The following is a 12,125-nucleotide window of genomic DNA, read 5'->3' as shown; positions in this document are numbered from 1 at the left end:
AATTACCAATACCCTCGAGTAGGAAATATAATCATAAAATTAACGTGCCGTAAAATAACTCTATTCTAAAACATTTCTTCAATCGTTGTTTTTAGCCTACTAAACAAAGGAAAGTGAGCCTCATGAGGTGAGAGTCCTTCTAGTAAACTATTGTAAATCGACTCATAATACCACTTTTGCTTTTCTCGACCACGGTTAAACCTCTGCCAAATTTGTTCTCCTACTTGATCATAATCTTTTTTGATTGTCGTTAAGTTGTGAAGTTTATCAGCACAAGTAATTTGTTTTACTGAAAATGGCGCCTGCTTCACCTTTTCAATCGTATGTTCTTTTCTTTTTTCCCATTCTAATTGCTTATCAGGTTCAGAACACGCCGCTACTAAATTCGCCACAACTTGACCAAACTCTTCTTTCAACATTTCATAAGTAATTGACGTATCCTCTATCACATCGTGAAGAATTCCTGCTGCAATCGTTTCTTCAGAAGCTCCTGATTCCATTAAATAGAATCCAACTGTTATTGGGTGTGAAAGGTAAGGGAGCGTTGACTCTTTCCTATATTGGCCATCATGTGCCAATGCTGCTATTTCGACTGCTTTCTCAATGATTTTCATATACAATTCCTTCTTTCTGATTACGTTTTAACGGAAATCGCCTTTGATAAGTCATCATTCTCCAAATCCATTCGATTGGTCCATACTTAAATTTACATAGCCAGACTCTACTGAATCCGATTTGTATAAGGAAAATGCAAATTAATAAAAGAACTCCCGTGCTTACTTCTGTTTCTCCATAAAAACCCAATCCATAATTGTAGAAAATAAGCGTACTAACAATAGATTGCATTAAATAATTCGTAAGAGCCATTTTCCCTACCCATTCAAGCGCTTTAAGACTTCTTCCTGAATAATAAATTAAGGAGATAGCTGCCATATAAAAGAGTGAAACGAGTGGCCCACCGAGACTATCCTGAAGATGCGAAAAGGCGTAAGATTCAAAAACAAAAGGCGTTAACTTCACCAAGAATCCTACAGAGCCGATAACTAGTAACTTTTTCACTAATGATAGCTGATTGCGATGCCCATTGAACCATCCTTCTTTCGCAAAAGCTGCCCCTATTAGAAAATAAGGAAAAATAGAAAATAAAAGAAAAACGCCACTTACTCCTCCATTTACATAATACCAATCGCTTACTCGTTCATTTAAAATCTCAATATAGCTTCCCGAACCATACACCAGAATCGAATTTCTTATGGCTTCTGGGTCATGCGATGTTAAGTCAGCCGTACTAAACGGTAGCAACAAGAGAAAGAATATGACGGCATAAAACAACCATAATCCTAGACCTATTTGCAATAGTCGTTTCCCTTCCATTCGGATAAAGAAAAGTAGCAATAATCCACATAGACTATACGTAAATAGAATATCTCCATGCCAAATGGCAACAAAATGAAAGATTCCAATGATAAATAGGAATAGTAAGCGTCTCAGCATTATAGGAAGAAATCTAGAGCCACGTGATGTTACTCGGTTTTGTAGAATAATAAAACCATACCCAAACAAGAAAGAAAACAACGGGTAGAAACTGGCTTGTGCAAAAAAATCAATGAGGTTCATGACAAGCTGATTCCATTGATCACCCCAGTAGTTTATTTTATCAACGTACATCCATGGAGAATGAAAATCGACCATGTTAACAAAAAAAATACCAAGCAAAGCAAAACCACGCATGGCATCAATAGATTGAATTCGATCACTTGCACTTGTAGGATTTAGGGCTGCATTCTTCATTTCATTCATCCTTTACTTGAGTCTTTTTCCTCTCAGAAATCGTTCCACATCATCACAGCGTTCTCCTTCTTTTGACTCATCTTATCAGATATTAGAAGGATGACCAGCATGAATTCCTATTCTCAAATAAGACATTTTGAATATAATTCAAGGAAAATCTACCCAGTTTACATCAAACTATTCTATAATAAACACACACACAAATTATGGAAAAATTACTATATGAAACCCTTCGCGCATGCAGATCGTCTTTTGTTTGAAGGGCCGAAGGAGGAAGGCGCAACCTTGGGGAACAAAGAACCAACAGAATATCTTGACCTTACCAATAAGGAAGCCGTCCTTGAAATGATAATGGATGAATACGGTGAAAGTGTTGTTTGGCTTGCTTTCAGTTATTTAAAAGACAAAGAAAAAGCGGAAGATGTTGCACAAGAAGTCTTTATTGCCTGTTATACAAAATTAGATACCTTTAATATGGAAGCCTCACTTAAATCCTGGGTATTAACTATAACTGCGAATAAATGTAAAGACGTACTCAAAAGCTGGTCTTATCGAAATATTGTGTTTGCCCAATCCTTATTAAATACGTTTAAACATAGCAGCTCTGAACCTGACATGGTCTTAATTGGGTCAGAAGAAAATAAAGAGCTTGCTACAAATGTCCTTAAACTTCCAGCCAAGTATCGAGAAGTCATCTTTCTTCATTACTTTGAGGATTTAAAGGTTCAAGAAATCAGTGATTTGTTATCAATTAAAGAAAACTCGGTTAAAACAAGATTGCGGCGTGCCAGGATGCTACTTAAAGAAATGTACTAAGGAGGGTGACAATGGACAAACGATTGAAAGACCTTCGTTCGCGAATGATCGATACAAAAGCTGTCACCTTCGATCATACTCATAAAGATCATATTCGAAGAAGAATTAAGGAAACATCCATTTCTAGATTCAATCTGATAAATTCTCTGCAAAACTTTTTTCCTATTGCGCTAACCTACCTTACTCTTCTTTTCCTAGTAGTTAGCACTGGACTATTTGCAGCATCTGAAGTTGGCCTTGTACCTAAGAATAGTTCTGTTAGCATTAATGAACATTCTCTTACAAAAGAAATGTTATATGAAAATGTCCTTGCCTCTGCAGAAATGATTGATATACAGAAGGATCAGGAAAAAGTTCGCTCCATTGCCCTTTCGTACTTAGAAAATCAGCGTAACTGGAAGATCACCAATCATAGCGCTACCTATGGAACTCATTCCACTGTTCTTGTTCAAGGTAAAATCACAGAAGGATATTTTGAGAAGATGACTTTTAGCATCTGGATTGAACCAGAAACCGGTCTTCCATTAAACTTTGTGATTCGCAATCAAGAAAGTAGTGTTCTTGAACAATTTAAACTACCTGACGAAACACTCGCCCATGCTGAGCGGCAAAAATAAAGGCTCCCGTTTTGAAACGGGAGCCTTTATTAACTATTTGCATGTGTCATCTAATACCCGGGAAGTATTTAATAGAAACTCCCGATCAAGATCAGGAAGTTCATCGAGATCAATACTTGTCAGTAAGTAGTGATGGAATCGCTGAACATCTGCTTTAATTTCTTTGCGTTGACCATCCGCGGTTAAAATAAGTGCATCAAGTATACCATTTAACATGGATACATCGTCTTTACCGTAGTGTCGAATTTGATAAAAGGCCTTATAAAGATATTGAAAGAAAGGCTTAGGCGTAGTTAATACACGTAAATTTCTCTTATCATCAAAAAACGCTTCCTTAGGTTCATACGTATGGCCAATTTTGGCGAGAATTGTACCAATTCGATTCGTGCAGTTCACAGCTGTGTGAGGATCATTAACAGAGGGAGAAATAGCCCTAAGAGCAATATCAACTAGTTTTTGAATTGAAAATTCTAAGTCCTGGTCATTTATTCTCTCTGTTCCAATTGCAATGATATTTAATATATCACTTGATGAAATCGAAGAAGCATCTTTAGCCCAGATCGTGGCAATCCTAGATCCGTTTTGTACATAGTTTCCTACATCTGCATCTAGTCTTAGTACACTTTCATATTCAGTAGCCAATTTAACTAGTTTAGGGTAGGGTATTCGCTGAATGTAGCCCATTTTCTTACTATATATGGGTATACCTGCCTCTTCTTTTAACTCTTTTTCTTCCCATCTATCCCACTTCTCAAAGGTTTCACCTTCATGTAATTCACTTTTACTTTCGACAAGGTATAGCGATCTGCGTGTGATTTTTTCAATCAAATTATTGACCTGTACGAAAGTAGCCGAATGATGAATAAATAATACAAAGAACAATAAGCACGCAATTGCAAGGATGACTGTTAAAAGAGGTGATAAGATAATCCGGCCGTCCTTACCAGTTAATAAAAGCATATTCACAAGAGCAAAAATAAATCCAGCCACAAAAACACCTAGCACGTGCTGTGTGAAGCGATCAGAAATAAAATCTTGTAACACCCTCGGTGAAAACTGTGAAGAATAAGTTGTAAGCACCACCATAATAGATGAGAATGAAATGGTTGTCATCGTTAAAATAGCCGTAATTAACGGTGCATATAGTGCCTGAGCGATTTTCTCCGTAGCTAGAAATAGCTTAGGAATTGTTCCTTCAAGTTGCGCAATATACATAATGTCAATCCAAGTACTTAGAGCAACAACTACGATAGATACGATGCCATATACGACTGGAAGGAACCAGAAGCTGTTGCGTAAATTAATCGATGTCTTAGAATAATTCATGTGCAAAATCCTCTTTCACTATTGTGTCATCTCTTTCTTGTTCCCTCATTCACTTGAGTTAATCCTAATACTCGATAATGGATTAATATCCCATGTGAGTAACCGTGCTTTGTAATATGCCTCAACCTCTTCTGAGGGCCCGAATGGTCGGAAAATGAACGCAAACCATGAACATAACTTTTAATAAATGAACGGTAGAATCCTATATCTATCTTTCCCCCATTCGTGATAAGTTTCCCCAACTGACATATAGAGCATTCTTTCTTCAATCCGGATACGGTATAAGAGAGCCGGGACAATGAGTAGAATAGATAGTAAAATGCCGCCCCACGTAGCTATGTATAATGGAAATCCTATAATGATCAAGAGTAGTCCGGTATATAGAGGATGGCGTAATAAGCGATAGGGACCAGAACTAACAAGATCTACCTTGCTTTCTACTACTACATTTCTAGAAAAAAAGCGTCCTAGTTCTTGGATGCCCCAATATCTTAACCCAATCCCACTTCCATAAAGAAAGAGCCCAAAAACTTGAGTAAATATGTTGTTTTGAAATGTGAATAGACCAACCCCATTAAAATAGAGCGTTCCTATAATCACACCAGAGATCGCTAACAAAATAAAAACAAAGGACCGCTTCTCAGAAGAAGAGGTTTCTGTGTTTTTATTTCCTCGTTTCATGATAAATTCACTTATCCATAAAACCGAAAGCAGAATGAATAATACATCAATTACACTCATAGCGCTCCCCCTTTAATATACCTTAATCAGCAGTATACCAGACTTCAATCCTTACTGTCTGACATAGATAGGCGGGTTTGTATAAAACAGTCACATTATACAATCCCACAAATGAAAACCCTTACATTAAGCGATAGTCTCTCACTCACCTTATACAGTTCTGCGAATAAAATGGATGTTTTTGTAAATAATTCATGTTTTTCACTTCTTATATGGAGTGGTGAGCAAGCCTCTCATCTTCTAAGCGTATGTTAAACGAGTTTAGAGCAAACATCGTCCATATTCTTAGTTATTCTCCACTTATTCGGACTATTTGGGCAAGTCTTGTTGTCAGCACATAAGCGTTTGTTATACTCATAGAGTCAATTGATTAAAGCAATCACACATTTAACGGCAAGTTATATAGGAGTGAAATAATGAATCTAAACGACGAAAAGAAACGAATCGTAATTAAAATCGGAAGCAGCTCTTTAACGAGCAGACTCGGAGACATTAGCCGAAGAAAACTTGAACGACTAGTAGATGACATTGTAATGCTTAAAGATGAAGGACATGAAGTACTTCTTGTATCTTCTGGCGCAGTAGCTGCTGGATATCGCAGACTAGGATGCTTAGAACGTCCAACATCACTTTCAGAAAAACAGGCCGCTGCATCAATCGGTCAGGGACTGTTAATGGAAGCTTACTCAGAACGTTTCATATCTCACGGCTACACTGCTTCACAAATTCTGATTACGCGCAGTGACTTTTCTGATCGCAAAAGATACAACAACGCAAGAAACACTATTAATGTACTTTTAGAACGTGGAATCGTTCCAATTGTTAATGAGAATGATACTGTAACAGTTGAACGTCTAAAATTCGGAGATAATGATACCCTTTCAGCTAAAGTCGCTGCACTTGTGAGTGCCGACCAGCTTATTATTCTTTCTGATATAGATGGACTGTATAGTGAAGATCCGAGAAAGAACCCAGATGCTAAACTGTTAGAGCACGTAACTGAAATTACTCCAGAAATCGAAGAATCTGCCGGAGAACCTGGTAGCTCTGTCGGTACTGGTGGCATGAGATCGAAAATTGATGCAGTCAAGATTGCTATGGCATCAGGTACACCTTCTTTCCTTGGAAACGCAACAACTAAAGGAATTATTTATAATGCTGTGCATCAAACAGCAACTGGAACTTACTTTACCCCAGAAGGTCAAACCGAGCTTGATAACAAGAAACAATGGATAGCCTTCAATTCAGGTCCTGAAGGTGAAGTCATCGTGACAGATAAAGCAAGCTCTGAGATTTCTGAACATGAACGCAGTCTTCAACCTGTAGGCGTTCATTATGTACACGGGCACTTCAAGCCAGGGGCAGTTGTGAAACTGACAGACATGGATGGTGAAGAAATAGGTCTTGGTGTTACAAACTATTCTTCCAAGCATTTGAAAATGATTAAAGGACTTCCAACTGAAGAAATATCTGAGCTTATCGATATTTCAGTGAAAGAAGCAGTTCATATTAATGATTTTGTTTATCACGATCAGCTAGCTATTCCACTCGGTTCATAATAAAAAGAACGATGATTGTAAGGGGTTTTTCCCCTTCATCGATCGTTCATTAAAGCTTTAGGGAAAGTTAATTCTAATCTTATCATTTAGATGAACCCATATTTTAAGATTAGCGTTTTACTGCCCTATACGTATGAGATAAAATAAAAGAAAAAATATAGGAGGCGTTTGATGACTACTCTAGATCCGATTAAAGTAAATGTAAAAGAACAAGCAAAGCAAGCACAGGTGGCTTCCAAAGCCCTCTCCTTGCTTACAACTGAGGAAAAAAATCAGGCACTACTGATTATTGCTGATGAGCTCGAAAAAGAAACAGATTATATCCTAAATGAAAACAAGAAAGACCTTGAGCGCGGTAAAGAAAAAGGATTTACAGAGGCGTTTATGGATCGTTTAAGCTTATCTAAAGAACGCGTAAAAGACTTTGCTAAAGGTCTTCGCGAAGTGGCCGAGCTAGAAGATCCGGTTGGAGAAGTCATTTCTGATTGGTCACTTGATAACGGCATGCAAGTCGAACAAGTCCGCGTCCCGCTCGGCGTTATTGGTATGATTTATGAAGCACGTCCAAACGTAACCGTTGATGCAACGGGTCTTGCACTTAAATCAGGAAATGCCATCGTCCTCAAAGGTGGTTCTAACGCTCTTAATTCCAACAAAGGGATTGTTCGCGTGATTCATGAAGCACTTCCAAAAACCAAAATTCCTGTAGACGCGGTTCAACTAATCGCTACAACTGATCGCGAAGCAACGAGTCAACTCTTTACGATGAAAGAACACATTGATGTTCTAATTCCCCGTGGAGGAGGCGCTCTAATTAATACAGTCGTGAACAATGCAACTGTCCCAGTACTAGAGACAGGCGTAGGAAACTGTCATATTTATTTTGATCAGTCGGCTGAAGCTGAGAAGGCAATAAACATCTTGATTAATGCAAAAACAGATCGACCAGCTGTATGTAATGCAGTTGAAACACTAATCGTTCACAAGAAATGGCTAGAAGAAAATCTGGACGTTCTTGAAAAATCACTAGCTGATCATAAAATTAAAGTTCATGGTGACGAGCATATCGTGAACACGTTTAAAGATGCTGTACTTGCTGATGAAGATGACTGGAGTAACGAATACCTTGGTCTTGAAATTGCAATCAAAACAGTCGAAAACACTGAAGAGGCAATTGATCATATTGAAAAGTATGGCACGAAGCACTCTGAAGCGATTATTACAGAAGATGCCAAATCTGCATCCCTATTCCGCAGTCTTGTAGATGCGGCAGCAGTCTATCACAATGCATCTACTCGCTTTACAGACGGCTCTGCTCTAGGCTTTGGTGCGGAAATCGGTATTTCTACCCAAAAGCTACATGCCAGAGGACCTATGGGTCTCCCTGCATTAACAACGATTAAATATTGCATGACAGGTACTGGACAAATCAGATAAACGTACTCTAAACCACTCTTTAAAGAAAAGGGTGGTTTTTCTATGAAGTAGTAGCCATTGAGGATTCTACTATACTGAGCATAACTTTCGTGTAATCTTAGGCTTCCCCTTATAATTACTCCATACACACGATAGAAGAGAGGATGATAATCATGACATATGAAAACTTATATACTTCAGAAGTGCTAGGAAAGATTTCATTAAAAAATCGCTTTATCGTCGCTCCAATGACTAGAATAACGGCAACAGTTGACGGTAGTGCAACAACAACAATGCGCGATTATTATGAGCGTTTTGCGAAAGGAGGATTTGGTGCTATCATCACTGAAGGCATCTATACGGATGAAAGATATAGCCAGGGATATTTAAACCAGCCCGGGTTAACAAATAAAAACCACGTTGAGACGTGGAGAAATATCACTTCTTCCGTTCACGAGTTCGGGACTCCAATTATTGCCCAACTGATGCATGCAGGTGGACAAAGTCAAGGGAATGCATATTCAGATGTAACTGTAGCTCCTTCTAATATTCCTCCCAAAGGAGAACAGCTTGGCTTTTATGGAGGATCAGGTCACTTTGATACACCAACACCTCTTTCGATCGACGATATTAAGGAAGTGAGACACTCCTTTATCAGTGCTGCTCATCATGCAAAAGAAGCTGGATTTGATGGTGTTGAAATTCATGGGGCCAACGGATATCTTCTTGACCAATTCTTAACAGACTATTCAAACCATCGAAACGATGAATATGGTGGATCACTTGAAAACAGGCTGAAACTTCTAGTTGAAGTGATTGAGGATGTTCGAAATGAAGTAGGAGAGGACTTTACAGTTGGCATTCGTTTATCTCAAATCAAAGTTGCTGACCCGGCTTATAAATGGCCTGAAGGCGAAAAATCTGCCAAAATCATCTTCTCCATTCTAGAAAAAGAGCTTGATTACATCCACGTCACAGATCCTGATGCAACTCAACCTGCATTTGGAGAGGGAACGAAAACGTTAGCTTCGGCAGCGAAAACCTTCAGCTCCATTCCAGTGATCGCAAATGGACAGCTAGGTGATCCAGATAAAGCAAGTAACCTTATCGGAAACAAAGAAGGTGATTTTGTTAGCCTTGGTACTAGCGCTCTCGCAAACCCTGACTATCCAAATCGTCTTTCAACCGGAAAAGAGTTAAAACCATTCGATTTCGAAAGTACTCTTCTTCCGCTTGCTTATATTAAAGAACATGAATTGAAAGAAGAGATCATCAGAAATTAACTCTATAGTCCTCCCTCTCCAAATTGGTGGAGAGGGATTTTTCATTTACTCATTACTAAATTACAAACAATGCCTCTCCGACTATCGTTACCAACCTCACTATATGAGTCATTGAAATCGTTTTGTTTGCCTTTGAATCTGCATTTCATAGTCTTTGTCATCCTAAGTTCTTTCTTATCTAAACTAACTGACCCCTACTATAATACCTTTTATTTTGCTCGTATCTTTTCTTCAAGTACACTGGGGATATAACAAAATTAAGGAGGAAGCAGCATGTCATCCATTTCTACAGAGCACATTAAAAACACAAGAAGCTACCTTCGTAAACAAACATTACAAATGATTATTGAGCAATTTGATTCAACATTGATGAAACTTACAAAAGCAGAGCGCAATACGAAATATCAAAAAATGAGCGAAAGCCCTTTTAGTTTCTTTCGTGGCAGCGCCTATTTATACTACTATGATGTAACACAAATTCCATTTCATTATCATACCCCAGGTGACAAACCTACCTGGTTAATGGGAGATCTTCATTTCGATAACTTTAGTGCTTTTCGCAATGAAGATGGTGAAAACGTCTTTGATGTAGATGATTTTGATGAAGGATACCTGGGTTCTTACTTGTATGATTTACTCAGAATGGCTGTAAGTATACGTTTGTATGCTGAAGATCTGGGTTATTCAGAAGAAAATCAAGATAATTTGGTTAGTGTCTATATAGAAAATTACGTAAATCAACTTCAACAGTTCGAAGAAGCAAACGAAAATCCAGTTGAACTTCAATTTACCCAACAAAATACAGAAGGTCCGATCAAGGACACATTAGCAGAACTAGAAAGCCACTCCCCTACTGATGCACTTGAGAAACAAACATTTATTAATAATGAGGGGAATCGCCAGTTTATCCGTAAGAAGGATAAAGTAAATGAACTTGAAGATTCGGAGAAAAATTTAATCAAAACAGCATGGAGCTCCTATACCACCACTTTAAAAGATGAAGTGGACAATAATCTGAGACATTATGAAATAAAAGATATGGTAGAGATTGTTGGTGCAGGAGTGGGCTCTACTGGACTTAAACGTTATCTTATTCTAGTACAAGGTGTTAACACGGAAGATCATATGACTGACCTTATCCTTGAAGCAAAAGAAGCTCGCACTCCTATACCTGCTTATTTCTTCCCATACGATCAAGCATTCTGGGATACAAATAAACATGAAGGGTTACGCGTAATTAAGACCCAAAAAGCGATGCATCATAAACAAGATCCGCACCTTGGTTATATCACGATTAACGATAAAGAATTCTATGTACGAGAAAAATCACCTTACTCAGCTGAAATTGAACCAGATCATATTCAAAACTATCCTGAATTTAAACAAACTGTTACAATGATGGCAAAGATTTCTGCCAAAATTCATGCACGTGCTGATTCTGATATCGATCACCACTACTTAACATATCATAGCGAAACAGAAATCCTTAATGTGATTGATACTTGGGAAAATCTTCGGAATGAAGTGAACCACTGGGCCTCTTTTTATCAGAATCGCGTAAAACAAGATTTTACTATTTTCAAAGAATGGCTTAAAGAGAAAAATGAATAGAAAAAAAGCCTACCAAACAATTATTGGTAGGCTTTTTTGTTATGATTATCGTTCTTTGATCTTTTTGAATCATCGATCAGCTTAATAAGAGGATTCATTAGATGACACAGGATGTTGATAGTGCAATATAGCTGTTAGTAACGCTTTACACTGAGGTAGCGCAAATTGAATGATTTTACCGAGCATAAAAGCAATAAAAATACTGCCAATACCAACTGGTCCTCCCAGCATCCATCCGAGGAGTAACACAGTAATTTCGATACCGTTTCTAACCCAATCAATGCGCCAACCTGTTTTTTCAACAATGAGTAACATAATACCATCGCGGGGTCCAGCACCGAGACCAGACGTTACATATAAACCAATACCGTAACCTAGTACAACAACACCGACAATGAATATGACGGCTTGTGCCAGCAATGTTTCAGGATCTGGTAAAACATATAAGAAAAAATCAATAAATAATCCCAGTAGCAGCATATTTAGAAAGGCCCCCACTTTCGGAAGTGACCTTGTATAAAGTGAAGTGAAGCTCAGTATAATAAAGCCAGTTAGAATAGACCAGCTTCCGATCGTTAATCCAAAATGCTTAAATAAGCCATAGTGAAAAACATCCCAGGGCCCAATTCCAAATGTTTTCCCTTTAATGGTCATTGCAATCCCTAGACCAAGAACAGCGAGACCTACGAAAAAGAAACTCCACCGAATGATTTTATTTCGCATTGAAAAGCCCCTCTCAAACAATACAATTTCAAACCTTTGAAACTATATCATAAGAGAGAAAACATAAAAACCACCCTGTAAACTAGGTTATAAAGTTGAAAATCATCTTCTATTTTACGTATCTTTCATTAAGGATAAGTTTCACTTATACTAATGATTCAAAAACAACAACATTCATAAACCTATCCTAAGGATAAAAAAAACTGCCTGATTAAGAAATCAGGCAGTTATCTTTTATTTAA

General features: G+C 37.9%; 11 protein-coding genes. 6 read left to right on the top strand and 5 right to left on the bottom strand.

Features of this window, described 5'->3' with window-relative positions:
* Positions 1–65 precede the first annotated feature (65 nt).
* Together IQ283_RS05750 and IQ283_RS05745 are read right to left on the bottom strand one after the other, a co-directional pair.
* A complete protein-coding gene (locus IQ283_RS05750; protein ID WP_194219157.1) occupies positions 66–614 on the bottom strand; it encodes an HD domain-containing protein in 549 nt (182 codons plus the stop codon).
* Positions 601–1,791 carry a DUF418 domain-containing protein gene (locus IQ283_RS05745; RefSeq protein ID WP_194219156.1) on the bottom strand — a complete coding sequence of 397 codons (1,191 nt, stop codon included), beginning with the start codon at positions 1,789–1,791 and terminating at the stop codon, positions 601–603. The genes IQ283_RS05750 and IQ283_RS05745 overlap by 14 nt, the downstream gene beginning before the upstream one ends.
* A 285-nt stretch (positions 1,792–2,076) precedes the next feature.
* Here IQ283_RS05745 and IQ283_RS05740 point away from each other — a divergent pair, with 285 nt between their 5' ends.
* Together IQ283_RS05740 and IQ283_RS05735 are read left to right on the top strand one after the other, a co-directional pair.
* Complete coding sequence (locus IQ283_RS05740; protein WP_242057254.1) at positions 2,077–2,607, top strand: sigma-70 family RNA polymerase sigma factor; 531 nt, start codon at positions 2,077–2,079, stop codon at positions 2,605–2,607.
* An 11-nt stretch (positions 2,608–2,618) separates the two neighbouring features.
* The gene (locus IQ283_RS05735) at positions 2,619–3,224 is read left to right on the top strand and encodes a hypothetical protein (protein WP_194219154.1); all 606 of its coding nucleotides are present in this window, start codon (positions 2,619–2,621) and stop codon (positions 3,222–3,224) included.
* A 33-nt stretch (positions 3,225–3,257) separates the two neighbouring features.
* On the opposite strand, the gene IQ283_RS05730 is transcribed toward IQ283_RS05735, so the two are convergent.
* Positions 3,258–4,550: a DUF2254 domain-containing protein gene (locus tag IQ283_RS05730; RefSeq protein WP_194219153.1), complete on the bottom strand. Its 1,293-nt coding sequence runs from the start codon at positions 4,548–4,550 to the stop codon at positions 3,258–3,260.
* A gap of 180 nt (positions 4,551–4,730) precedes the next feature.
* Positions 4,731–5,291, bottom strand: coding sequence for a methyltransferase family protein (locus IQ283_RS05725; protein WP_194219152.1), 561 nt, complete (start codon positions 5,289–5,291; stop codon positions 4,731–4,733).
* A 416-nt stretch (positions 5,292–5,707) separates the two neighbouring features.
* Here IQ283_RS05725 and proB point away from each other — a divergent pair, with 416 nt between their 5' ends.
* The 4 genes from proB (at position 5,708) to IQ283_RS05705 (ending at position 11,160) form a co-directional block, all read left to right on the top strand.
* Positions 5,708–6,850: a glutamate 5-kinase gene (gene proB, locus IQ283_RS05720; protein WP_194219151.1), complete on the top strand. Its 1,143-nt coding sequence runs from the start codon at positions 5,708–5,710 to the stop codon at positions 6,848–6,850.
* Between the two features lie 171 nt (positions 6,851–7,021).
* Positions 7,022–8,287: a glutamate-5-semialdehyde dehydrogenase gene (locus tag IQ283_RS05715; RefSeq protein WP_194219150.1), complete on the top strand. Its 1,266-nt coding sequence runs from the start codon at positions 7,022–7,024 to the stop codon at positions 8,285–8,287.
* 152 nt (positions 8,288–8,439) lie between these two features.
* Positions 8,440–9,549, top strand: a complete 1,110-nt coding sequence (locus IQ283_RS05710) for an NADH:flavin oxidoreductase (RefSeq protein WP_194219149.1) — start codon at positions 8,440–8,442, stop codon at positions 9,547–9,549.
* Between the two features lie 273 nt (positions 9,550–9,822).
* Positions 9,823–11,160, top strand: a complete 1,338-nt coding sequence (locus IQ283_RS05705) for a DUF2252 domain-containing protein (RefSeq protein ID WP_194219148.1) — start codon at positions 9,823–9,825, stop codon at positions 11,158–11,160.
* An 81-nt stretch (positions 11,161–11,241) separates the two neighbouring features.
* Here the strand turns inward: IQ283_RS05705 and IQ283_RS05700 are convergent, their stop codons facing one another.
* Positions 11,242–11,883: a YczE/YyaS/YitT family protein gene (locus IQ283_RS05700; protein WP_194219147.1), complete on the bottom strand. Its 642-nt coding sequence runs from the start codon at positions 11,881–11,883 to the stop codon at positions 11,242–11,244.
* Between the last annotated feature and the right edge of the window lie 242 nt (positions 11,884–12,125).

Source organism: Pseudalkalibacillus hwajinpoensis (assembly GCF_015234585.1).
In the GTDB taxonomy this organism is placed as follows: Bacteria; Bacillota; Bacilli; order Bacillales; family Guptibacillaceae; genus Guptibacillus; species Guptibacillus hwajinpoensis_B.
Note: the sequence above shows the minus strand (reverse complement) of the source record. Positions and strands in the feature narration are given on the sequence as shown.

What these genes read in the sequence shown, in the direction of transcription:
- IQ283_RS05710 (WP_194219149.1), top strand. Translation starts at nt 8,440, where the DNA reads ATGACATATGAAAACTTATATACTTCAGAAGTGCTAGGAAAGATTTCA.
- IQ283_RS05715 (WP_194219150.1), top strand. Translation starts at nt 7,022, where the DNA reads ATGACTACTCTAGATCCGATTAAAGTAAATGTAAAAGAACAAGCAAAG.
- IQ283_RS05745 (WP_194219156.1), bottom strand. Translation starts at nt 1,791, where the DNA reads ATGAAGAATGCAGCCCTAAATCCTACAAGTGCAAGTGATCGAATTCAA.
- IQ283_RS05725 (WP_194219152.1), bottom strand. Translation starts at nt 5,291, where the DNA reads ATGAGTGTAATTGATGTATTATTCATTCTGCTTTCGGTTTTATGGATA.
- IQ283_RS05750 (WP_194219157.1), bottom strand. Translation starts at nt 614, where the DNA reads ATGAAAATCATTGAGAAAGCAGTCGAAATAGCAGCATTGGCACATGAT.
- IQ283_RS05700 (WP_194219147.1), bottom strand. Translation starts at nt 11,883, where the DNA reads ATGCGAAATAAAATCATTCGGTGGAGTTTCTTTTTCGTAGGTCTCGCT.
- IQ283_RS05705 (WP_194219148.1), top strand. Translation starts at nt 9,823, where the DNA reads ATGTCATCCATTTCTACAGAGCACATTAAAAACACAAGAAGCTACCTT.
- IQ283_RS05735 (WP_194219154.1), top strand. Translation starts at nt 2,619, where the DNA reads ATGGACAAACGATTGAAAGACCTTCGTTCGCGAATGATCGATACAAAA.
- IQ283_RS05730 (WP_194219153.1), bottom strand. Translation starts at nt 4,550, where the DNA reads ATGAATTATTCTAAGACATCGATTAATTTACGCAACAGCTTCTGGTTC.
- proB (WP_194219151.1), top strand. Translation starts at nt 5,708, where the DNA reads ATGAATCTAAACGACGAAAAGAAACGAATCGTAATTAAAATCGGAAGC.